Genomic DNA, 23586 nt, shown 5'->3' with positions numbered 1-23586 from the left:
TTTCATTGCCTTTCCCCGGCGCCGCTCCTAATGTATCTCTCACCCTGACGAATAATGAGGAATAACGCGTGCGTATAGGTATTGATTTGGGCGGCACCAAGGTTGAAGTGATCGCCCTGTCTGATGAGGGAAATGAGCTGTTTCGCCACCGCGTGGATACGCCGCGCGACGATTACGCCGCCACGGTGCAGGCGATCGCGGGTCTGGTGCATCTCGCCGAGGCGAAAACCGGCCAGACCGGCAGCGTCGGCGTCGGCATTCCCGGCACGATCTCGCCTTACGCCCACCGCGTGAAAAACGCCAACTCCACCTGGCTTAACGGCCAGCCGCTGGATCGCGATCTGGCGCTGGCGCTGCAGCGCGAAGTGCGCATCGCCAACGACGCCAACTGCCTGGCGGTCTCCGAGGCGGTAGACGGCGCGGGCGCAGGCCAGCCGCTGGTGTTTGCGGTGATTATTGGCACCGGATCGGGGGCGGGGATAGCGATCAACGGCGAGGCGCGCATCGGCGGCAACGGCAACGCCGGCGAGTGGGGTCATAATCCGCTGCCGTGGATGGATGAGGATGAGCTGCGCTATCGGGAGGAGGTGCCGTGCTACTGCGGGCAGAAGGGCTGTATCGAAACCTTTGTCTCCGGCACCGGCTTCGCCATCGACTACCGGCGGCTGAGCGGCCAGGCGTTAAAGGGCGCCGAGATCGTTAAGCTGATCGCGCAGCAGGATCCGATCGCCGAGCAGGCGATGCGCCGCTACGAAACCCGGCTGGCGAAGTCGCTGGCGCAGGTGGTGAACCTGCTGGATCCCGATGCGATCGTGCTCGGCGGCGGCATGAGCAACAACGATCGTCTCTATCAGACGGTGCCGACGCTGATGAAGCAGTGGGTATTTGGCGGGGAGTGTGAAACGCCGGTGCTGAAGGCAAAACACGGCGATTCGAGCGGAGTGCGCGGCGCGGCCTGGCTCTGGCCGCTGATAAAGTAAGGGTTACTGCGTTGAGCCGAAGGCGAACTGCCAGTCTTCCGGCACGCCCACCGGCGGCAGCGGCAGGTTGCGCGCGCTGCTGACCTGCTGCCAGGCGCGCAGGCAGAGCGCTTCGTCTCCCTCGGTGCGCAGCACGCTGTAGCCGCCGTCGGCGCGACGGTGCGCCGACACCAGGCAGGTCTGGCCCGGATAGCGCGACGCGACGCTGCTGTTAAAGCTGCTGACCAGCTGATGCTGAACGTCGCGCAGATAGTTGCACTGCGCCGCCGAATACGTGCGGCCGCAGCTGAGATCGCTTTGCGGTGTGCTGCTGCATCCCGCCAGCAGCGCGCTGGCGAGCAGCAGCGCCATGCCTGTTTTCATTACGCCTCCTGAGCGCGGGGCAGTTCCAGTTTGCTGTAGCCCAGCCCGTTAATTTTGCGCACCCGGATCTGAACCGGAATGCGCTCTTTCATCGCCTCGACGTGGCTGATTACGCCAATGGTTTTGCCGCTGGCGTTGAGCGCGTCCAGCGCATCCAGCGCGGTGTCGAGCGTTTCGGCGTCCAGCGTACCGAACCCCTCGTCGAGAAACAAAGACTCTATGCGGGTTTTCACGCTGACTAAATCTGAAAGTGCCAGCGCCAGCGCCAGGCTGACGAGAAAACTTTCGCCGCCCGACAGGGTGCGGGTGTCGCGCGCGGCGTCCGCCTGCCAGGTATCGATCACGTCCAGCTCCAGCGCGTCGCTGGCGCGGCGCTGCAGCAGATAGCGCCCGTGCAGCCGATCGAGCTGGCGGTTGGCGAGCGCCACCAGGTGATCCAGCGTCAGCCCCTGCGCGAAGCGGCGGAACTTGTCGCCGCTGGCGGAGCCGATAAGATCGTTTAGCTGGCTCCACTGCGCCAGCGCCGCTTCATCCTCTTCGATCTGCATCATCAGGCTTTGCTGCTGTTCGCGCAGGCGCGCATCGCTCTGAAGCTGCTGCTGCGCTTCGCCCTGCTGGCGCGCGTTGTCGCGCAGCGCCAGACGCAGCTGCTCAAGCTGCGCTTCCAGCGCGGCGGCGCTTTCCGCCGCCCCCTCGGGTCGGCTCTGCTGATGAGCCTCGCGCCGCTGCGCCAGCTGCTGCGCCTGCGCCTGCAGCGTCTGACGCTGCTGCTCAAGCTGCTGTAGCCGGGCGCGCAGCCTGTGCGCCTCCTCTTCGTCAAGCAGCGCGACGCGCAGGCTGGCTTCATCGTCGAAGGCGGCGGCGGCCAGCGCGGCGCTGAACAGCTGCTGCGCCTCGCGCAGCGCCTGGCTGGCTTTTTCCTGCTGCGCGTCCAGCTCTGCGGCGCGTCCGGCCAGCTGGCTGAGGTGGCTCTGGGTGGTCTGCATTCCCTCCAGCGCGGCGGCGAGGGCCGCCTCCTGCTGCTGGATCTGCGCCTGCATCTGCCGCCGCGCTGCGGCAACGTCGCCATCGCCGAACAGCGCCTGCCGCGTTGCGCGCAGCTGCGCCAGCGTCGCCTCGCTCTGCGCGCGCTGCTGGCGCAGTGCGTCAAGCCGCTGCCGTTCGCTCTCTACGCGCTGCTGCAGGCTGCTGCACTGCACCTCGGCGCGCGCCAGCTGCGGCTGCAGCCGGGCAAGCTGCTGTTCGCTCTCATTCCAGCGCTGCCAGCGCTGCTGCTGCTGTTGCAGCCAGCCGTCGCGCGCCGCCGCGTCGGGCAGGGCGAGGCCGGCGTCCGCCAGCTCCTGATGCAGCGCATCGCGGCGCTGCTGCCAGTCGCGCTCCTCCTGTTCCAGACGCTGCGCCAGCGTTGCCGCGCTCTCCTGCAGGTTAGTAAGCGTTTGCTGGGCCAGCTGAAGCTGCTGCTGATGCTGCTGCAGCGCCTGCTGATGCCGCAGGTGCTCATCTTTCGCCTGCTGACGCTGACGCGCGGCCGCCTCCTGCTGACGAAGCTGCTGCTGCAGCGCCTGCTCTGCGCCGTTTTGCTGCTGCTGCCAGGCGGCCAGCGCGGCGCTGTCGCCCGCATCAAATGTGAGCGCTAGCTCACTCTGTAATACCTGCCACTGCTGGGCTAGCTCTTCCAGCCGTCGGGTTTCCGCCGCCAGCTCCTCCTGCAGCCGCTGCCGTTCGGCCTGCGCCTGCTTAACGGCCTCGCCTTTTTTAATGCCCTGTTCGCGCAGCGCCTCGACCTGCTGCTCCTGTTCGGCCAGCCGTCGCTGGTTCGCGCTCAGCTCCAGCGCGGCGTAGCGCTCCACCGCCGGATGCTGGCATGAGCCGCACAGCGGGCAGGGCTGCTCAGGCTCCAGGCGCGCGCGCCAGGCGGCCAGATCGGCGATATGCTGCTCCAGCTCGCAGATTTTTTTGATATCGGCAAGGGCGGCCTTTTCGCGCGCGAAGGTGGCGCGTAGCCTTTGCAACGTCTCATCATCCTGCTGCAGCGTCTTGTCCAGCGCGGCGAGGCGCTGCTGACGCGCGGCGATGTGCTGCTGCAGCGGCGCCCACTGCGAGGCCAGCACCGCCAGCTGCTGGCGCTGCGGGCGGCTCGCCTCGATCTGCGCCAGGCTGGCCTGCAGCGCCTGCGGTGGATGGCGCTGCTCCAGATCGGCCAGCGCCTGTTGCGCCCTCTGCAGGGCGCTCGCCGCCTGCTGTTCCGCCAGGCTCAGCGGGGCCGCCTGCTGCTCCAGCCGGGCGATCTCCGCCTGCCGCTGCGCCAGCGTCTGCTGCTGCTGACGCTGCTGCGCGCCGAGCGCCGCCAGCGCCATTTCCCGCTGCGTCAGCTGGGTGAAACGCTCCTGCCACAGCGCCAGCGAAGGGCCCCACTGCGGCAGCGCGCCCTGATCCGCGCGCCACTGCTGCTGTTCCGCCAGCGCGGCCTGCAGGCTGTCGCGCTGCCCCGTTTCCTGCTGCAGCGCGCGCTCGCTCTGCGCCAGCGTCTGCTGCTGCTGATCGCTCTCCCGCTGCTGCTGCTGCGCCTGCGCCAGCAGGGCGGCAATCTGCTGGTCGAGCGGGATAACCTGTTCCGTCAGCAGCGTCTCCTGCGTCTGCTGCTCGCGCAGCGCGGCGTCGCGCGCCGCCTGAGCCGTCTCGCGGCGATGCCGATCGCGCTGCGTCTGCTCTTCGGCCGCCTGGCGCTGCGCTGCCAGCTGCTGCTGCGCCTGCTGCAGGCGCTGCTGCTCCTGCAGCAGGCTGTCGCGCTGAACTAATTTATCGCGCAGTTTTTCCGCCGGCTCGCTGCGCGCCAGCCGCTGGCGATCCGTTTCCGCCTCGCGCCACGCCTGTTCCGCCTGCGCCAGCGCCGCCTGCGCGGCCTGAATATCGCTGTCCAACTGCTGCGCCTGCGTCAGCCACTGATGCTGCTGGTGCAGTCTGCTGTTTTGCTGAGTAAGCGCCTGCTCCGCTTCGGTCAGCGCGGCCAGCTGCTGCTGCAGCGCGGCGCGCGCCTCGGGGTCGAGCAGCGCCAGCGTACCGGCGCGGCTGCGCAGATTCTCCAGCGCCTGCCGCGCCGTCTTGTGTTGCTCGTAGATGGCGACAGAGATCTGGCCGTAGATCTCGGTGCCGGTCAGCTCCTCCAGCAGTTCGGCGCGCTCGCCGGGCTTCGCGTTAAGGAACGCGGCGAACTGTCCCTGCGACAGCATCATCGATCGGGTAAAGCGCTCGAAGTCGAGGCCCGACAGTGACTCGATCAGTTTTAATTTGTCGTTAACCTTGTCCGCGAAGATTTTGTCGTCGACGCAGCGCGCCAGCTCAACGCGCGGCGCCTGCAGCTTGCCGTCGGCCGCGCCGCGCGCGCGGTTCTGGCTCCAGAAGGCGCGCCAGGCTTCGCCTTTGATCTCAAACTCCACTTCGGCGAGGCATTCGGCGGTGTCACGGGTCATCAGCCCGTTTTGCGTCTGCGACAGTACGCCGAGGCGCGGCGTCTGGTGATAGAGCGCCAGGCAGATGGCGTCGAGCAGCGTGGTTTTGCCTGCGCCGGTTGCGCCGGTAATGGCGAACAGGCCGTTACTGGCGAAGGGCTCGGTGCGAAAGTCGATAAACCATTCGCCTTTCAGCGCGTTCAGGTTTTTAAAGCGCAGCGTGAGAATTTTCATTCGCTCTCCTCCAGCGAGGCGAGGGTTGAGCGGAACAGGGCGCTGAGGCGCGCATGCTGAGGCGCATCGATATCCTCCGCCAGCGCGATGCGGCGGGCGAAGACCTCTTCCACTTTCAGTTCGCTCAGGGTTTCGTTTTTCAGCTGCGCCAGGCTGTGCTGGCGCTGTTCGCGACTGCGGCGCAGCAGCAGCACTTCAACCGGCAGCCCGGCGGTCAGCGCTTCGACCCGACGCTGCAGATCGCTGAGAAATTCCTGGGTGGTAACCTCAATATCGAGCCATACCGGCTTTTCACCCTGATGGTCGGCGAAGGGAGCCAGCTGCGCCTCGATCTCTGCCAGCGAGCCTTTTAGCATCTTCATCGGCTGAAACTGCGGAACAGGCAGCGGCGTTACGGCGCGCAGGCCGCGGGTGTCCAGCTCCAGCAGGAAGACGCTTTTCTCGCTGCCGAGCTCGTCGAAGCTGAGCGGAATCGGCGAACCGCTGTAGCGGATATGGTCGCTGTTGGCGACGCGCTGAGCGCGATGGATATGGCCCAGCGCCACGTAGTCGACGTCGGGAAAAGCCGACGCGGGAAAGGCGTCGAGCGTGCCGATATAGATATCGCGCACCGAATCGCTTTTGCTGACGCCGACGGTGGTAAGGTGGCCGGTGGCGATCACCGGCAGCGCCAGCGGATGCGCGCGCGCCGCGTCAACGCTGCGCTGGTAGTGGGCGGCAATCGCCTCCAGCAGGCTCTGCTGCTTCTCACGCCCCGACTGGCCCGCCCGGCTGCGCAGAATATCGCGCGGCCGCAGGTAGGGAATGGCGCAGAGCAGCGCGCCCGGTTCGCCGGCGCGGTCGCGCAGCAGCAGCAGGTTATGATCCGCCTGCGGCGTGGTGATCACCTGAGTATTCAGGCAGGCGAGCAGGGCGCGCGACTCGTTAAGCGTGGCGACCGAGTCGTGGTTGCCCGCCAGCACCACCAGCTGGCAGCCGGTCGGCTGCAGCGCCACCACGAAACGGTTAAAGAGTTCGCGCGCGTAGCTCGGCGGCGTGCCGCTGTCGAAAAGATCGCCCGCGACGATCAGCGCATCGACCTGATGCTCCTCAATACGCGCCAGCAGCCAGTCGAGAAAGGCCTGGTGCTCGGCCGCCCGGCTCTTGTTATAAAAAAACTGACCGAGGTGCCAGTCCGCGGTATGAATGATGCGCATAAAACTCCCTGCCGTAACGATTTGCCGGACGATTATACCGGCTATGGCGCAAAAGCGAAAAAAGCCGCGCCGGCTGTCATAAAGCAGTGTTAACGCGCTGATTAAGCGGCTATGTTTTTCATAAAAGTGTCATAAATCTGACGCATAATGGCGCCGCATATAACGGTGACAGCAGTCACATCAGCAGGAGTTACAATGGCTAAGCGCATTTTGGTTGTGGAAGATGAAGCCCCTATCCGTGAAATGTTGTGCTTCGTGCTGGAGCAGAACGACTACCAGCCTATCGAGGCGGAGGATTATGACAGCGCGATAGGGAAACTGATTGAGCCCTGGCCAGATCTTATTCTGCTGGACTGGATGTTGCCGGGCGGCAGCGGTATTCAGTTTATCAAGCACCTCAAGCGCGAAGCCCTGACGCGCGATATTCCGGTGATGATGCTGACGGCGCGCGGCGAAGAGGAAGATCGCGTACGCGGTCTGGAGGTGGGCGCCGATGACTACATCACCAAGCCTTTCTCGCCGAAAGAGCTGATGGCGCGCATCAAAGCGGTGATGCGCCGCATTTCGCCGATGGCGGTGGAGGAGGTCATCGAGATGCAGGGGCTGAGCCTCGACCCCTCGTCGCACCGCGTGATGTCGGCCTCGACGCCGCTGGAGATGGGCCCGACCGAATATAAGCTGCTGCACTTCTTTATGACCCACCCCGAGCGCGTTTACAGCCGCGAGCAGCTGCTGAACCACGTCTGGGGCACCAATGTCTATGTGGAAGATCGCACCGTCGACGTGCATATTCGCCGCTTACGTAAGGCGCTGGAGGTGTCCGGCCACGATCGCATGGTTCAAACCGTTCGCGGAACGGGGTATCGTTTCTCCGCCCGCTACTAAACGGAGCCTTTACCGTGCTGGAACGACTCTCCTGGAAGAGACTGCTTTCCGAGCTGGCGCTGGCCTGCCTGCCGGCGCTGATTATCGGTTTAATTTTCGGCTATCTGCCCTGGCTGCTGCTGGCCAGCGTGCTGGGGGTGCTGCTGTGGCATTTCTATAATCTGATGCGGCTGTCGCACTGGCTGTGGGTGGATCGCACCATGACGCCGCCCACCGGACGGGCGAGCTGGGAGCCGCTGTTTTACGGGCTCTATCAGATGCAGCTGCGCAACCGGCGGCGGCGGCGCGAGCTGGGTAACCTGATCAAGCGCTTTCGCAGCGGCGCAGAGACGCTGCCCGACGCGGTGGTGCTCACCACGGAAGAGGGGGCGATTTTCTGGTGTAATGGCCTGGCGCAGCAGCATCTTGGCCTGCGCTGGCCGGAAGATAACGGCCAGAACATCCTCAACCTGCTGCGCTACCCTGAATTCTCCCGCTATATTCGCCAGCGCGATTTCAACAAGCCGCTCACCCTGATCCTCAATAACCAGCACCATATGGAGTTTCGCATCATGCCCTACAGCGAAGGGCAGTGGCTGATGGTGGCGCGCGACGTGACGCAGATGCACCAGCTGGAGGGGGCGCGCCGCAACTTCTTCGCCAACGTCAGTCACGAGCTGCGCACGCCGCTGACGGTGTTGCAGGGCTATCTGGAGATGATGAACGACTCGGTGATGAACGAGCGCTCGCGCGGCAAGGCGCTGCAGACTATGCAGGAGCAGACGCGCCGCATGGACAGCCTGGTGCGCCAGCTGCTGACGCTGTCGCGCATTGAGGCCGCGCCGGCTCTCGACATGAAAGAGACGGTGGATGTGCCGATGATGCTGCATCTGCTGCAGCGCGAAGCGGAGACGCTGAGCAGCGGCCGCCATGAGATCCATTTCCATACCGATCCCCATCTCAAGGTGCTCGGCGATGACGATCAGCTGCGCAGCGCCCTCTCTAACCTGGTCTATAACGCGGTAAACCATACGCCAGAGGGCACGCGCATCGATATCAGCTGGCTGCGCAGCCGCCAGGGCGCACAGTTCAGGGTATGCGACAACGGGCCGGGCATTCCGGCGGAGCATCTGCCGCGCCTGACGGAGCGCTTCTACCGCGTAGATAAGGCGCGCTCGCGCGCCACCGGCGGCAGCGGGCTGGGGCTGGCGATCGTCAAGCACGCCCTCAGCCACCATAATGCGCGGCTGGAGATCACCAGCATTCCCAATAAAGAGACCTGCTTCACCTTTACGCTGCCGTCGAGGTTGATCGTCAGCGCGGGATTGCAGGAGAATGCCGTCCATTAACCGTTAATGGAACCTCTCATGCGCGCCTTGCTGCTGTTGCTCTCACTCTTCTCGCCCGCGCTGACGCTGGCGGCGGCGCCTCAGCCTGCCATGCTCACCGGCAACCTCAGCAGCGTCGGCTCTGACACTCTGGGGACGCTGATGATGCTGTGGAGCGAAGATTTCAGCGCGCAGGCCCCTGGCGTCAATCTGCAGGTGCAGGCCTCTGGCTCTTCCACCGCGCCAACCGCGCTGGCGGCGGGCGCCGCGCAGCTCGGGCCGATGAGCCGCCCTATGCAGGCGGAGGAGCGACAAACCTTTCAGGCGCGCTACGGCTACGCGCCGCTCGCCGTGCCGGTGGCGCTCGACGCGCTGGTGGTGGTGGTGAATCAGCGCAACCCGCTGACGCAGATCGACGCGCGCCAGCTCGACGCTATTTTTTCCGTGACGCGCCTGTGCGGCGGGCCGCAGGTGCCGACTCGCTGGGGCGATATGGGCGTGCGCCAGCCCGACTGGGCACGGCGGCCGATTCAGCGCTACGGGCGCAACTCCGCCTCGGGCACCTGGGGCTTCTTCAAGCAGCAGGCGCTGTGCAACGGCGATTTTCGCGCCGACGTGGCTGAGTTTCCCGGCTCGGCCGCCGTGGTGCAGGCGGTCGCCGCCAATCCGCGCAGCATCGGCTACGCCAGCTTCGGCTTTCATCTCAGCGGCGTGAAGATGCTCGCCGTGGCCGACGGCCAGCGCGCGGCGGTAGCGCCGGACGCTGACTCTATCCGCAGCGGCCGCTATCCCTGGGCGCGCCCGCTCTATATCTACGTAAATAAGCCCCCAGGCAAGCCGCTGCCGCCGCTGGTTGACGCCTTTCTGCACCAGGTATTGTCGCCGCAGGGACAGCGTCGCGTCAGCGAAGCAGGCTATCTGCCGCTGTCGACGGCGCAGCGAGAGCAGGCGCTGGCTGCCATAGAAGCGAAGTAAACGCTAACGTGAATTTTTTTCAACTCTACTGAAATTTCTTCTGTTGCAGAAGCGTCGCGCGCGTGCCACTCTGTCCGCAGACGTTTAGCCATCCAGATGGCTACATATAACAGAGTGAAATTATTCCCTGTCGTGATTAACGACAGCGATCAGGAGTAGAAAATGACCGCACAGACCGCCCCGTTCCGCGCCGATACCGTCGGCAGCTTCCTGCGTCCCGCCGCCATTAAAAATGCGCGCGAGCAGTATGCCGCCGGGCAGATTGATAAAACCCAGCTGACCCGTATCGAAGACGAAGCGATCCGCGACGTCGTCAGCAAGCAGATCGCTAATGGCCTGCAGGTCGTGACCGACGGCGAGTTCCGCCGCGCCTGGTGGCACTTCGACTTTTTCGGCGGCCTGGAGGGCGTTGAGCTGTTCGAAGCCGAGCAGGGCATTCAGTTCAACGGGGTGCAGACCAAAGCGCACGGCGTGCGCGTGGTGGGCAAACTGGGCTTCCGCGATCACCCGATGCTGGAACATTTTCGCTTCCTGCAGAGCATCGCGGGCGATGCGGTGCCGAAGATGACCATTCCCAGCCCGAGCGTGCTGCACTTCCGCGGCGGCCGTAAAGTGATCGACGAAAACGTCTATCCCGACCTGGCGGACTACTTCGACGATCTGGCCGAAACCTATAAAACGGCAATCAAAGCCTTTTACGATGCGGGCTGCCGCTATCTGCAGCTGGACGACACCGTCTGGGCCTACCTCTGTTCAGAAGATCAGAAGCGTCAAATCCGCGAGCGCGGCGATGATCCCGAGCAGCTGGCGCGCACCTATGCCCGCGTGCTGAACAAGGCGCTGGAGGGCAAGCCGGCCGATCTTACCGTGGGCCTGCACGTCTGCCGCGGCAACTTCCGCTCTACCTGGATCTCTGAAGGCGGCTATGAGCCGGTGGCGGAGATCCTGTTCGGCGGCGTCAATATCGACGCTTTCTTCCTGGAGTATGATAACGAGCGCTCTGGCGGCTTCGAGCCTCTGCGCTTTATTAAGCCTGGGCATCAAAAAGTGGTGCTGGGCCTGGTGACCACCAAAAACGGCGAGCTGGAAGATCCGGCGCAGGTGAAGGCGCGCCTGCAGGAAGCGGCGAAGTTCGTCAGCCTGGACCAGATCTGCCTTAGCCCGCAGTGCGGCTTCGCCTCTACCGAAGAGGGCAACAGCCTGAGCGAAGAGCAGCAGTGGGCGAAGATTCGCCTGGTGGTCGATATCGCCAGCCAGGTGTGGTAATGCTGTAAACTTGTGCAAACAGGCGCGTAAAACGCGCCTTTTGTGCACCATGACGCGCACTTACGCTGAAATTTCTCACGCGATGGAGAAAAAATAAGCACATCATCTGATGCCCTGCGGAGATATATCCGAGATATTCACTGCTTTCTGCCTGTTTTCCGCCATAACCTTCTGGTTTTCCGATCCCGTATTGCCTTTCTCCGCTATAAACGTTCTACTTACGGCCGTTGTCGTATCATCCCACTTGTGAACAGAACAAAAGCAGCGTAATTCACCTGCGCGACACGATTAAGGCAAGCACAATGCGCTGGCATCGTGCGCTAAGTCGTTGTCAACGCGCGGTCTGGGGACAACATAAACCCAACTTCCACCGCAACACTCGTTACAGGCAATACAGTTGTATGACACATCGTTTAACCTCGAAGGATATCCTCGCGCTGGGCTTTATGACGTTCGCCCTGTTTGTTGGCGCGGGTAACATTATTTTCCCGCCGATGGTCGGTATTCAGTCTGGCGAACACGTCTGGACGGCCGCTATTGGCTTCCTGCTGACCGCCGTGGGTTTGCCGGTGATGACCGTTATCGCGCTGGCGCGCGTCGGCGGTGGCGTTGACGCGCTTAGCACCCCGATCGGCAAGGGCGCTGGCCTGCTGCTGGCGACCGTCTGCTATCTGGCGGTCGGCCCGCTGTTCGCCACGCCGCGCACCGCGACCGTGTCGTTCGAAATGGGCATCGCGCCGCTCACCGGTGACGGTGCGCTGCCGCTGTTTATCTACAGCTTTATCTATTTCGTGCTGGTGATTGGCGTGTCGCTCTATCCCGGCAAGCTGCTGGATACCGTGGGCCACTTCCTTGCGCCGCTGAAAATCGTCGCGCTGACGGTGCTTGGCATCGCGGCGCTGATCTGGCCGGCGGGCACTGTCGCGCCTGCTACCGTAGATTATCAGCGTGCCGCCTTCTCCAGCGGCTTCGTCAACGGCTATCTCACGATGGATACCCTGGGCGCGCTGGTGTTCGGTATCGTTATCGTTAACGCGGCGCGCTCGCGCGGCGTTGAGAGCGCCAGCCTGCTGACGCGCTATACCGTGATGGCTGGCCTGATCGCCGGCGTCGGCCTGACGCTGGTCTATCTCAGCCTGTTCAAGCTCGGCAACGGCAGCGGCGCGCTGGTGGAGCAGAGCGCGAACGGCGCGGCGATCCTGCATGCCTACGTGCAGCAGACCTTCGGCGGGATGGGCAGCTTCTTCCTGGCGGCGCTGATTTTCGTTGCCTGCATGGTAACGGCGGTCGGCCTGACCTGCGCCTGTGCGGAATTTTTTGCGCAATACCTGCCGTTGTCGTATAAAGCACTGGTCTTTATTCTGGGTCTGTTCTCAATGGTGGTGTCGAACCTCGGCCTGAGCCATCTGATTCAGATTTCGATTCCGGTGCTGACGGCGATCTATCCGCCGTGCATCGTGCTGATCGTGCTGAGTTTCACCCTGAACTGGTGGAACAAAAGCAGCCGTCTGATTGCGCCGACCATGCTGGTCAGCCTGATTTTCGGCATTATCGACGGGGTGAAAACCACCAGTTTTAAAGATATGCTGCCGGCGTTTAGCCAGCAGCTGCCGCTGGCGGACCAGGGTCTCGCCTGGCTGCCGCCCGCGCTGGTGATGCTGCTGATCGCGGCGGTGGTGGATCGCGTCAAAGGACGCGAGCAGGTTACGGCGCACTCGTAACCGCCACCGCTGTTTGCTCTGACCACGGGCTTGCCCGCGGTCAGTTAAGTGACAGAGTGCTGATGCGGGAGAAATGGCCCGATCGCAAAGACGCAACATGGCATCCATGCCAGCTCGTCCCACTCCATTCATGGCGTGGGACGCTTTGCTCTCCGGTCCATCTCACCCGCCTGCAGGCTTTGGCTGCAATGTAACCACGGGCTTGCCCGTGGTTTTTCTTTTACAGGTACAGGTTGTTATGCAAGAAACCAATAAGCTCAAACGCGGACTGAGCACGCGCCATATCCGTTTTATGGCGCTGGGATCGGCGATTGGCACCGGACTGTTTTACGGGTCGGCGGATGCCATCAAAATGGCGGGGCCGAGCGTGCTGCTCGCCTATATTATCGGCGGCGCGGTCGCCTATATCATTATGCGCGCGCTCGGCGAGATGTCGGTGAATAACCCCCAGGCCAGCTCGTTCTCGCGCTATGCGCAGGACTATCTCGGGCCGCTGGCGGGCTATATCACCGGCTGGACCTACTGTTTTGAAATCCTGATCGTCGCCATTGCCGACGTGACCGCCTTCGGCATCTATATGGGCGTCTGGTTTCCAGAGGTGCCGCACTGGATTTGGGTGCTGAGCGTGGTGCTGATTATCGGCGCCGTTAACCTGATGAGCGTCAAGGTGTTCGGCGAAGTTGAGTTCTGGTTCTCTTTCTTTAAGGTCGCCACCATTGTGGTGATGATCGTCGCCGGTTTCGCCATGATTTTCTGGGGCATCGGCAACGGCGGCCAGCCGACCGGCATCCATAACCTGTGGAGCAACGGCGGCTTCTTCGCGCACGGCATCGTCGGCATGCTGCTCTCGCTGCAGATGGTGATGTTCGCCTACGGCGGCATCGAGATTATCGGCATTACCGCCGGCGAAGCCAAAGATCCGGCGCAGTCGATCCCGCGCGCCATTAACTCGGTGCCGATGCGCATCCTGGTGTTTTACGTCGGCACGCTGTTTGTGATTATGTCGATCTATCCGTGGAACCAGGTCGGCACCAACGGCTCGCCTTTCGTCCTGACCTTCCAGCATCTCGGCATCGCGGCGGCGGCCTCTATCCTTAACTTCGTGGTGCTGACGGCCTCGCTGTCGGCGATCAACAGCGACGTGTTCGGGGTAGGGCGTATGCTGCACGGCATGGCGCAGCAGGGCCACGCGCCGAAGATGTTTATGAAGGTGTCCGAGCGCGGCATTCCCTGGGTGACGGTAGTGGTGATGATGGCGGCGATGCTGATTGCGGTCTATCTCAACTATCTGATGCCGGAGAAGGTCTTCCTGGTTATCGCCTCGCTGGCGACCTTCGCCACCGTCTGGGTATGGATTATGATCCTGCTGTCGCAGATCGCTTTCCGTCGCAGGATCGGCAAAGAGGCGGCGAGCAAGCTGCAGTTCGCCGTGCCGGGCGGCATCTGGACCTCGCTGGCTGGCGTGCTGTTCCTCGGCTTTATCATTGCGCTGATCGGCTACTTCCCGGATACGCGTATTTCGCTCTATGTGGGACTGGTGTGGATCGTGCTGCTGTTGGCGGGCTATAAGCTGGTGCGTAAGTCTTGATTTGAACAGCGCTGCAGGGGAGTCGCTGCTCTCTGACGCGTCGGCAGGCATCGCCGGCGCGCAACGGCACAAAAGGCGGCCTCCCTGCCAGCCCGATAACGCACCTTATCCCTGAGCTGCGCCCCTCGACCGGTCAATGTTTTGCATTGTGTAAAAACGCTACCAGCGGCTGCCCAGCGCGATCTCCACTCCCTGCGGGCTCAGATGGCTGTCATCATAGTAGAGCGGCAGCCCCTGCCAGGTCACCAGACAGCCGCTGCGATTGCATAAATTCTCCTGTAACGACACCACGCGCACGTCGCGCTGCTCATAGCCGCGCAGCAGTCGGGTGACGTCTGCTTCCGGCAGTGAGTAGAGCCGGGTGCGGGCGTTCTGCGTCGGCAGGGGTTTCCAGTCGCTCAGCCACTGGCTCAGCTCGCGGCGCAGCGGCATATTGCGGTTGTTGCTGTAGCGCAGGGGGTCCAGCGACAGCGAGGGCGCGTCCTCGATCAGCACTACCTTTTTGCCTGCCTGGCGCAGCTGGGCTATAACCCCGTCCATGCCCTGTTTCAGCGCGCTGAGGTTATCTCTGTCGGGATGGTGGATATCGCGATAGCCTGCGCCGGGCAGGGTTTCGATCCCCGCCGTCCAGGCGGCGGCGATCACCACCTCGTCAATGCGCGGACTGACCAGCGCTTTCATCACCGCAGCGTTGAACGCCGCGCACTGGCTGGCGTGCGCTGGCTGCTGGTAGAGCGCGCGCGTGACGCCCGCCGCCAGCAGCGGGCAGGTGACTTTCGTCAGCTGGTAGAGCGGTTTATCCTGCGCCTCGGCGTAGCGCGCGACGGCGCTGCGCATCGCCGCCGCATGGCTGTCACCGACCAGCGCGATGCCGGGACGCGAGCTTTTGGGCTGACAGTGCTGGCTGGGGGAAGGGAGGCCTGCACCGTTATCGACCAGGCAGGTATCGGCCTGGGCGTCGATTTTGTAGGCCTCGCTGCTGATCACTTTATCGTTAACGCGCCAGGGCAGGCCGCCGCTGCTCCACAGGCCGACCATCGCGGCGGCACCGGCGACTGAGATCAGGCACCAGGCGGGGATAACCGCGCGCGGCTTTCTGGCCGGGCGGCGGAACGGCAGCTCCACATAGCGCCACGACAGCCAGGCGACGCCGAGCGCTAGCGCGCTGATGCTCAGCCCCTGATTAACGCTGACCGGGCGGTCGCTGCAGATGCGCGCCAGCGCCAGCAGCGGCCAGTGCCACAGATACCAGGACCAGGAGAGTTTGCCGATAAAGCGCATCGGCGCGTTTTCCAGCACCAGGCGGCTGAGTGCGCCGCGCGCCAGTATTAGCAGGCAGGCCGCCAGCACCGGCAGCAGCGCCTTGTCGCCGGGAAAGCCTTCGCTGTTATTCAGCCGAAGCGCGCAGAAGGCGATTAGCGCCAGTCCCGCCAGCGTAAAGAGGTTGGCCCAGATGCCGCCAGTCGGCCGCGGTCTCCACAGCGCCAGCAGCACGCCCGCCCCCAGCTCCCAGCCGCGCGTCGGCAGCAGGTAGAAGGCCTGCGAGCTGTTTTGTGGCGTCAGCCAGATACAGCCCGCCAGCGACAGCAGGCTCAGCAGCGCCACCACCGTGATTAACAGGGCGCGCCATCTGGCGACCAGCAGCATGACAATCGGCAGCAGGATATAGAACTGCTCTTCAATGCCGAGTGACCAGGTGATCAGCAGCGGATTTAAATCTGCCGGGGCGCTGAAATAATCTGCGCCTTTAAGCAGAACGATATTGGGCACCGAAAGAAAAACGCCGAAGCTGTATTTTGCCAGCTGGCTATATTCCAGCGGCGAGAGCAGAAAATAGCCGATAAACAGCAGGCCGAACAGCATGGTCAGCAGCGCAGGCGCGATGCGGCGAATGCGGCGCACTGCGAAGTGAAATAGCGAGAACTGACCAGAAACGAAGTCGCGGTAGAGGCTGCCACCGATAAGGAAGCCTGAAATAACAAAGAAGATGTCGACCCCGACATAGCCGCCGGGCAGGGCGCTGACGCCCGCGTGGAACAAGACAACCATCAGGATCGCCACGGCGCGCAGGCCATCAATATCCGCGCGATAATGGTGTGACAGAGGCGTTTTCATTATCGGATCCCCCGAGTATCGACAAAGGTATTTAACACCGCTGATGTCGTTGGCGCCGCTCATAAAGAAATCGGCGAATCCAGTCGCCGAATTAATCAAAAGACAAAATTAAAAAAATAATGATAAAGGGATGATTGACGCCTCTATTTTAAAACAAAAAAAGGCGAAGAAAGCGTGCCGCCGCGAATATAGAAAAGTTCGCAGTGGCGCTGAAAAAATAGTGCAGCGGCGGTTAAGGATAAAATAGCAACAGTTCAGGCGGGCTTAAGGCAGCGAAAGAAGGCAAGGCGCCGCGTTGAGCAAAAGCGTTCCCGGCGTTGCTGGTATGGCGCGGGACGCTTTGCTTTGCGCGTGGGCTGGTGTGCGGTCTCTGTAACAGGGGGGCTGGCGTCAGGCTTCTTTAATGGCGTCGGGGCCGAGCAGCGCGTTGATTTGCGCGTAGATAGCCGGGTTGGCCAGCAGCACCGGATTGCCATTTTTCAGGCCGTCGTTGGCGAGATAGTCATTGGTGACGCCGCCCGCTTCGCGCATCAGCACGATGCCCGGCAGGCTGTCCCAGGGGTTCATATGCGCTTCGTAATAGCCGATCAGACGGCCTGCCGCCGCCCAGGCGGTGGTCAGCGCGCCGGAGCCGATGCGGACAAACATGCCGCCCTCGGCAAGCAGGCCCTGAATAAACGCCGCGGTCTGCTGCGCCGGCGCGCGGCTGGAGTTGCTTAATCCCAGCACGCCTTCGCTGAGATGGCGCGCCCCGTGCGCCTGCAGGCGCGTGTCGTTGACCCAGGCACCGCGCCCCGCGCGGGCATGAAACAGCTCCTGATGATTGGGATCGCAAACCACGCCGATCAGCGCGTCGCCGTCGCACAGCACGGCCAGCGAGACGCACCAGTTATGCAGGCCGTTAAGGAAGCAGGCGGTGCCGTCAATGGGATCCACCACCCACACCCAGCGCGCGCCGTCGACGTTGCCGCCGCTCTCTTCGCCCAGCACCGCATCTTCCGGGAAGCGTTCGGCGATCAGGGTTTTAATCAGCTCTTCAACGTTGCGGTCCGCCTCGCTGACCACATCCTGTAAATCACGCTTGTGTTCCACCACCAGCTGCTGGCGCTGCTGGTACCAGGCGTAGGCGCGGCTGGCCGCGGCGCGGGCGATTTCACAGGCATAGTGGTAACGCGCGTCTGTTTCGGTTTGCGAAGCGGATGACATCCTTTCCCTCTTATGATTGGTCACGCGGCTGAATCGATCATTCGCCGGAAATAGCGCGCAGGGCGCACGCTATTGTTAAGCAGGGTTTCATTAAGCCGCAAATGCGAAGTGCTGGCAAGTCGGGAAAAGATTAGAGCGTTTTGCTGCGCGCCAGCGCCATCAGGCGCGGATAGAAGCGGAAAAAGAGCGTCTCCAGCTGGGCGTAGTGGTCGGTGAAATCCTGGTAGGAGTCGCGCAGCGCGGCGAGACGCGGCCGCCGCTGGGCCATGCCGCTGAGGACGCGCGCCATGCGCGCCGGATCGGCGTAGTGCTCGAACCAGCGTTCGCGCCACATCACCGCGTTCAGCGCCTGAAAGCTCTCTGGCGTGCCCGCCATCTGCGGCACCACGCGCTGTTCGGCAAAGCGCGAAAAGGCCGCCAGCGGCATATCGGGGTGGATGGTTGCCCAGTGGCGGGCGAGAAAGTGGTCCCACACCACGTCAAGGGTAATGGGCGCGACGCGGCGCGTTTCCGGACGAAACAGCGGGCGCGCTTCCTGAACTTCAGGCAGCGCGTCGGTCATCGCGTCGAGCCGGCGGTGCATCAGAATGCCGTCAGCGACCGGCGTCGGCCACTGTTCGTGCGGGTTTCCGCGGACGAAATCCGCCAGCAGGTTGCCGAGCAGCGAGCTTTCGGCGAGGTGAGCGAGGTGAAGATGGGCGAGAAAGTTCATGCCGCATTATAGCCAGAAGTGCGAACGCGCAGCCAGTTGTTCAGAATTGGCCGCTTTTCCGCTAAACTGTGCCGCCTGTTTTTATCCCTGAGTAAGAAGTTAGCCATGCGTGTCGCCGATTTTACTTTTGAGTTGCCTGAATCTCTTATCGCCCACTATCCGCAGGCGCAGCGCAGCGGTTGTCGCCTGCTGTCGCTGGACGGTCTGAGCGGGCAGCTGACGCACGGGGTCTTTACCGACGTGCTGGAGAAGCTGAATCCCGGCGATCTGCTGGTGTTCAACAATACGCGGGTGATCCCGGCGCGCGTTTTTGGCCGTAAGGCGAGCGGCGGAAAAATCGAAATGCTGGTGGAGCGCATGCTGGACGACAAGCGCGTGCTGGCGCACGTGCGCGCCTCTAAAGCGCCGAAGCCAGGCACCCAGCTGCTGCTGGGCGACGACGAGAGCGTGAAGGCAACGATGGTGGCGCGACATGACGCCCTGTTCGAAATCGCCTTTGAAGACGAGCGCGCGGTGCTGGATATCCTTAACAGTGTCGGCCATATGCCGCTGCCGCCCTATATCGATCGCCCCGACGAAGAGGCGGATCGCGAGCTTTATCAGACCGTCTACAGCGCGCGTCCCGGCGCCGTGGCGGCACCGACCGCAGGTCTTCATTTTGACGAGCCGCTGCTGGCGGCGCTGCGCGACAAGGGCGTTGAGATGGCGTTCGTCACGCTGCACGTCGGCGCGGGCACCTTTCAGCCGGTGCGCGTCGACAGCATTGAAGAGCATGTGATGCACTCCGAATATGCCGAAGTGCCGCAGGAGGTGGTCGACGCGGTGCTGGCGTGCAAAGCGCGCGGCAATAAAGTGGTCGCCGTCGGCACGACCTCGGTACGCTCGCTGGAGAGCGCGGCGCAGGCAAGTCAGCAAGCGTTGATTGCCCCCTTCTTCGACGACACCCAGATCTTTATCTATCCCGGCTATGAGTATCAGGTGATCGACGCGCTGATCACCAATTTCCATCTGCCGGAATCGACCCTGATTATGCTGGTATCGGCCTTCGCCGGCTATCAGCACACCATGGCGGCCTATAAGGCCGCGGTGGCGGAACAGTATCGCTTCTTCAGCTATGGCGACGCGATGTTCATTACCAAAAATCCGCAGGCGCCGCACGAAAAAGTCGGTGCCTGATGACGTCCGGTTTGCGGCGACGCCGTGAACTGCTTGTTTAACCATCGCATCAGACTGTTTCTCTGATGGAGGCTTTGTGAAGTTTGAACTCGACACTACCGACGGGCGCGCGCGCCGTGGCCGTCTGATTTTCGATCGCGGCGTGGTGGAAACCCCGGCGTTTATGCCGGTGGGCACCTACGGCACGGTTAAGGGTATGACGCCGGAAGAGGTACAGGATACCGGCGCGCAGATTATCCTCGGCAATACCTTTCATCTCTGGCTGCGTCCTGGCCAGGAGATTATGAAGCTGCACGGCGATCTGCATGACTTTATGCAGTGGAAAGGGCCGATTCTCACCGATTCCGGCGGCTTTCAGGTGTTCAGCCTCGGCGATATTCGCAAGATCACCGAAGCGGGCGTGCACTTCCGTAACCCGATCAACGGCGATCCGATCTTCCTCGATCCCGAAAAATCGATGGAGATCCAGTACGATCTGGGATCGGACATCGTGATGATCTTTGACGAATGCACGCCTTACCCGGCGGACTGGGACTACGCGAAGCGTTCGATGGAGATGTCGCTGCGCTGGGCGCGACGCAGCCGCGACCGCTTTGACAGCCTGGGCAACAAGAACGCGCTGTTCGGCATTATTCAGGGCTCTGTTTACGAAGATTTACGTGATGTCTCCGTCAAAGGTCTGGTAGAGATTGGCTTTGATGGGTACGCTGTGGGCGGCCTGGCGGTGGGTGAGCCGAAAGAGGACATGCATCGCATCCTGGAGCACGTTTGTCCGCAGATCCCGCAGGATAAACCTCGTTACCTGATGGGCGTCGGCAAGCCGGAAGATCTGGTGGAAGGCGTACGTCGCGGCATTGATATGTTCGACTGCGTGATGCCGACGCGCAACGCGCGCAACGGTCATCTGTTCGTCACCGACGGCGTGGTGAAAATTCGTAATGCGAAGCATAAAGACGACACCTCGCCGCTGGATGCGGAGTGTGATTGCTACACCTGTCGCAATTACAGCCGCGCCTACTTGCATCATCTTGATCGCTGTAACGAAATACTCGGCGCGCGCCTGAATACCATTCATAACCTGCGCTACTACCAGCGCCTGATGGCGGGTTTACGCCAGGCTATCGAAGAGGGTAAATTGGAGCGCTTTGTTAGCGAGTTCTACCAACGGACGGGCAAAGCGGTTCCACCGTTAAACGTCTGATAATTCTATCAATGAGGGAAATTAAATGAGCTTTTTCATTTCTGACGCCGTGGCTGCCGCAGGTGCACCGTCGCAGGGAAGTCCGTATTCTCTGGTGATCATGCTGGTGGTGTTTGGTCTGATTTTTTACTTCATGATCCTGCGTCCGCAGCAGAAGCGTGCGAAAGAGCACAAAAAGCTGATGGATTCCATCTCCAAAGGCGACGAAGTGCTGACCAGCGGTGGCCTGGTAGGCCGCGTAACCAAAGTTTCCGACACGGGCTATGTTTCTATCGCCCTGAACGAAACCAACGAAGTGGTTATCAAACGTGATTTCGTGGCTGCCGTCCTGCCGAAAGGTACGATGAAGGCGCTCTAATATTTACTTCCCTAAGGGAACTGCCGTGTTAAATCGTTATCCTTTGTGGAAGTACGTGATGCTGGTCGTCGTCATTCTCGTCGGCCTGCTCTATGCGCTTCCCAACCTGTATGGTGAGGATCCGGCCGTTCAGATCACTGGCGCGCGCGGCGGCGCCGCCAGTGAGCAAACGTTGGATCAGATTCAGAACCTGTTAAAACAAGAGAATATCCAGAGCAAATCCCTCGCGCTGGAAAACGGCGCCATTCTGGCGCGCTTCGCCAACACGGATGTGCAGCTGCGCGCCCGTGAAGCGATTATGAACAAGCTGGGCGAAGATTACGTCGTCGCGCTTAACCTTGCGCCGGCAACGCCGCGCTGGCTGAGCATGCTGGCGGCTGAGCCGATGAAGCTCGGTCTCGATCTGCGCGGCGGCGTTCACTTCCTGATGGAAGTGGATATGGACACCGCACTGGGCAAGCTGCAGGAGCAGAATGCCGACAGCCTGCGCAGCGACCTGCGCGAAAAGAATATCCCCTATACCAACGTCAATAAAATCGCCAACTACGGCGTGGAAATCCGTTTCCGCGACGGCAACAGCCGCGATGCGGCGATTAACTGGCTGAGCGCGCGCCATCGCGACATGGTGATCTCCTCCAGCGGCAGCGACGCGCTGCGCGCGGTGATGAGTGACGCACGCCTCAGCGAAGCGCGCGAATACGCCGTACAGCAGAACATCACTATCCTGCGTAACCGCGTTAACCAGCTCGGCGTCGCCGAACCGCTGGTGCAGCGCCAGGGCACTGACCGCATCGTCGTTGAACTGCCGGGCATTCAGGATACTGCGCGCGCCAAAGAGATCCTCGGCGCCACCGCAACGCTGGAGTTCCGTCTGGTGAACACCACCGCCGATCCGACCGCCGCCGCCAACGGCCGCGTACCGGGCGACTCGGAGGTGAAGAAGACGCGTGAAGGCCAGCCGGTCGTGCTCTACAAGCGGGTGATCCTGACCGGTGACCATATCACCGACTCAACCTCCAGCATGGATGAGTACAACCAGCCGCAGGTTAATATCTCCCTGGACGGCGCGGGCGGTAACATCATGTCTAACTTCACCAAGGACAACATCGGCAAGCCGATGGCGACCCTGTTTGTGGAGTACAAAGACAGCGGTAAGAAAGACGCCAACGGTCGCGCGGTGCTGGTGAAGCAGGAAGAGGTGATTAACGTCGCCAATATCCAGTCTCGCCTCGGCAACAGCTTCCGCATTACCGGCATCAACAACCCGAACGAAGCGCGTCAGCTTTCGCTGCTGCTGCGTGCGGGCGCGCTGATTGCGCCGATTCAGATCGTGGAAGAGCGCACCATCGGCCCGACCATGGGCGCGCAGAATATCACGCAGGGGCTTGAAGCCTGCCTGTGGGGTCTGATCGCCTCGATTCTGTTTATGGTGGTGTTCTATAAGAAGTTCGGCCTGATCGCCACCAGCGCGCTGCTGTGCAACCTGGTGCTGATTGTCGGCATTATGTCGCTGCTGCCGGGCGCCACGCTCACCATGCCGGGTATCGCCGGTATCGTGCTGACGCTGGCGGTGGCGGTGGATGCGAACGTACTGATCAACGAGCGTATTAAGGAAGAGCTGAGAAACGGGCGTTCCGTGCAGCAGGCGATTCATGAGGGCTACAAAGGCGCCTTCTCCAGTATCGTCGACGCTAACGTAACGACGCTGATCAAGGTCATCATCCTGTATGCCGTTGGTACGGGTTCAATTAAAGGCTTTGCGATTACCACCGCTATTGGTATCGCCACCTCGATGTTTACCGCGATCGTTGGAACGCGCGCCATCGTGAACCTGGTGTACGGCGGCAAGCGCATCAACAAGCTGTCTATCTGAGGAGTGCGTTGTGGCACAGGAATACAATATTGAACAGCTGAACCACGGGCGTAAAGTCGTCGACTTTATGCGCTGGGACACGCTGGCGTTTATTATCTCCGGCCTGCTGATCGTGGCATCTATTGCCATGGTCTCCGTGCGCGGTTTCAACTGGGGTCTCGATTTTACCGGCGGTACGGTGATCGAGATCGCTCTGGAGAAACCCGCCGAGCTGGATACGCTGCGTGACGGGCTGGAAAAAGCGGGTTATGCCGATCCTATCGTGCAGAACTTCGGCAGCAGCCGCGACGTCATGGTGCGCATGGCGCCTATGGACGGACCGGCTGGCCAGGAGCTGGGCAACAAGATCATTACCATTATCAATCAGACTGCCCGGCAGAACGCGACGGTGAAGCGCATTGAGTTCGTTGGCCCGAGCGTGGGCAACGATCTGGCGCAGGCAGGCGCGCTGGCGCTGCTGGCGGCGCTGATTGCGATTTTGATCTATATCGGCTTCCGCTTTGAGTGGCGTCTGGCGCTCGGCACCGTGCTGGCGCTGGCGCACGACGTGATCATCACCTGCGGCATTCTGTCGCTGGCGCATATCGAGATCGATCTCACCATCGTCGCCTCGCTGATGTCGGTGATCGGCTACTCGCTCAACGATAAAATCGTGGTCTCCGACCGTATTCGCGAGAACTTCCGCAAGATCCGCCGCGGCTCTTCTTACGATATCACCAACGTGTCGCTGACCCAGACGCTGAGCCGTACCCTGATCACCTCGCTGACCACGCTGGCGATGATCCTGATCCTGTTCATCTTTGGTGGCGCGCTGCTGAAAGGCTTCTCGCTCACCATGCTGATCGGCGTCTCTATCGGTACTATCTCGTCAATTTATGTCTCTTCGGCGCTGGCGCTGAAGCTGGGCATGAAGCGCGAACATATGCTGGTGCAGAAGGTCGAGAAAGAGGGCGCGGATCAGCCTTCTATCATGCCGTAACG

At 62.0% G+C, this 23586-nt stretch carries 18 protein-coding genes; 12 read left to right on the top strand and 6 right to left on the bottom strand.

The genetic code is table 11. The features are described from left to right. Positions 1-68 precede the first annotated feature (68 nt). Positions 69-980, top strand: coding sequence for a fructokinase (mak, locus tag LB453_RS17490; RefSeq protein ID WP_103795133.1), 912 nt, complete (start codon positions 69-71; stop codon positions 978-980). A gap of 3 nt (positions 981-983) precedes the next feature. Here mak and LB453_RS17485 read toward each other — a convergent pair whose 3' ends face one another. From LB453_RS17485 to sbcD, 3 genes are read right to left on the bottom strand one after another with little or no spacing between them, the layout of a single operon-like run. Beyond that, positions 984-1343: a cell envelope integrity protein TolA gene (locus LB453_RS17485; protein ID WP_103795132.1), complete on the bottom strand. Its 360-nt coding sequence runs from the start codon at positions 1341-1343 to the stop codon at positions 984-986. After that, complete coding sequence (locus LB453_RS17480) at positions 1343-5026, bottom strand: AAA family ATPase (protein ID WP_103795131.1); 3684 nt, start codon at positions 5024-5026, stop codon at positions 1343-1345. Before LB453_RS17480 ends, LB453_RS17485 begins: the two co-directional genes overlap by 1 nt. Further along, complete coding sequence (gene sbcD, locus LB453_RS17475; RefSeq protein ID WP_103795130.1) at positions 5023-6222, bottom strand: exonuclease subunit SbcD; 1200 nt, start codon at positions 6220-6222, stop codon at positions 5023-5025. Before sbcD ends, LB453_RS17480 begins: the two co-directional genes overlap by 4 nt. Before the next feature lie 195 nt (positions 6223-6417). On the opposite strand from sbcD, the gene phoB reads away from it, so the two are divergent. The 6 genes from phoB to proY all read left to right on the top strand — a co-directional run bounded on the left by phoB (position 6418) and on the right by proY (position 13964). Continuing rightward, on the top strand, positions 6418-7107 hold the full coding sequence (gene phoB / locus LB453_RS17470; RefSeq protein ID WP_103795129.1) for a phosphate response regulator transcription factor PhoB: 690 nt from the start codon (positions 6418-6420) through the stop codon (positions 7105-7107). Positions 7108-7121: 14 nt separating this feature from the next. After that, entirely contained in the window at positions 7122-8435 is a 1314-nt protein-coding gene (phoR, locus tag LB453_RS17465) for a phosphate regulon sensor histidine kinase PhoR (protein ID WP_103795128.1), read from the top strand. 18 nt (positions 8436-8453) lie between these two features. Then, positions 8454-9389, top strand: a complete 936-nt coding sequence (locus tag LB453_RS17460) for a PstS family phosphate ABC transporter substrate-binding protein (protein ID WP_103795127.1) — start codon at positions 8454-8456, stop codon at positions 9387-9389. A 162-nt stretch (positions 9390-9551) separates the two neighbouring features. Next, complete coding sequence (locus LB453_RS17450; RefSeq protein ID WP_103795126.1) at positions 9552-10655, top strand: cobalamin-independent methionine synthase II family protein; 1104 nt, start codon at positions 9552-9554, stop codon at positions 10653-10655. A 401-nt stretch (positions 10656-11056) separates the two neighbouring features. Beyond that, positions 11057-12376: a branched-chain amino acid transporter carrier protein BrnQ gene (brnQ, locus tag LB453_RS17445; protein ID WP_103795125.1), complete on the top strand. Its 1320-nt coding sequence runs from the start codon at positions 11057-11059 to the stop codon at positions 12374-12376. A gap of 238 nt (positions 12377-12614) precedes the next feature. Then, positions 12615-13964 (top strand): proline-specific permease ProY, encoded by a 1350-nt coding sequence (proY, locus tag LB453_RS17440; protein WP_103795124.1) that lies wholly within the window; start codon positions 12615-12617, stop codon positions 13962-13964. 159 nt (positions 13965-14123) lie between these two features. Here the strand turns inward: proY and LB453_RS17435 are convergent, their stop codons facing one another. From LB453_RS17435 to LB453_RS17425, 3 genes are all read right to left on the bottom strand, one after another. Beyond that, positions 14124-16079 carry an acyltransferase family protein gene (locus LB453_RS17435; protein ID WP_103795123.1) on the bottom strand — a complete coding sequence of 652 codons (1956 nt, stop codon included), beginning with the start codon at positions 16077-16079 and terminating at the stop codon, positions 14124-14126. Positions 16080-16469: 390 nt separating this feature from the next. Further along, entirely contained in the window at positions 16470-17285 is an 816-nt protein-coding gene (locus LB453_RS17430) for an inositol monophosphatase family protein (RefSeq protein ID WP_103795122.1), read from the bottom strand. A gap of 130 nt (positions 17286-17415) precedes the next feature. Further along, the gene (locus LB453_RS17425) at positions 17416-17997 is read right to left on the bottom strand and encodes an ACP phosphodiesterase (protein ID WP_103795121.1); all 582 of its coding nucleotides are present in this window, start codon (positions 17995-17997) and stop codon (positions 17416-17418) included. A 105-nt stretch (positions 17998-18102) separates the two neighbouring features. Here LB453_RS17425 and queA point away from each other — a divergent pair, with 105 nt between their 5' ends. The 5 genes from queA (at position 18103) to secF (ending at position 23584) form a co-directional block, all read left to right on the top strand. Beyond that, on the top strand, positions 18103-19173 hold the full coding sequence (gene queA, locus LB453_RS17420) for a tRNA preQ1(34) S-adenosylmethionine ribosyltransferase-isomerase QueA (RefSeq protein ID WP_103795120.1): 1071 nt from the start codon (positions 18103-18105) through the stop codon (positions 19171-19173). Positions 19174-19249: 76 nt separating this feature from the next. Continuing rightward, the gene (gene tgt / locus LB453_RS17415; protein ID WP_103795119.1) at positions 19250-20374 is read left to right on the top strand and encodes a tRNA guanosine(34) transglycosylase Tgt; all 1125 of its coding nucleotides are present in this window, start codon (positions 19250-19252) and stop codon (positions 20372-20374) included. A 25-nt stretch (positions 20375-20399) separates the two neighbouring features. Beyond that, on the top strand, positions 20400-20732 hold the full coding sequence (gene yajC / locus LB453_RS17410; protein ID WP_031374695.1) for a preprotein translocase subunit YajC: 333 nt from the start codon (positions 20400-20402) through the stop codon (positions 20730-20732). 25 nt (positions 20733-20757) lie between these two features. After that, positions 20758-22605 (top strand): protein translocase subunit SecD, encoded by a 1848-nt coding sequence (gene secD / locus LB453_RS17405; RefSeq protein WP_103795118.1) that lies wholly within the window; start codon positions 20758-20760, stop codon positions 22603-22605. 10 nt (positions 22606-22615) lie between these two features. Beyond that, complete coding sequence (gene secF, locus LB453_RS17400; RefSeq protein WP_103795117.1) at positions 22616-23584, top strand: protein translocase subunit SecF; 969 nt, start codon at positions 22616-22618, stop codon at positions 23582-23584. The last annotated feature ends 2 nt before the right edge of the window (positions 23585-23586 follow it).

The organism is Pantoea agglomerans, from assembly GCF_020149765.1.
Lineage (GTDB): Bacteria > Pseudomonadota > Gammaproteobacteria > Enterobacterales > Enterobacteriaceae > Pantoea > Pantoea alvi.
This window is presented reverse-complemented; position numbering and strand designations above follow the sequence as displayed.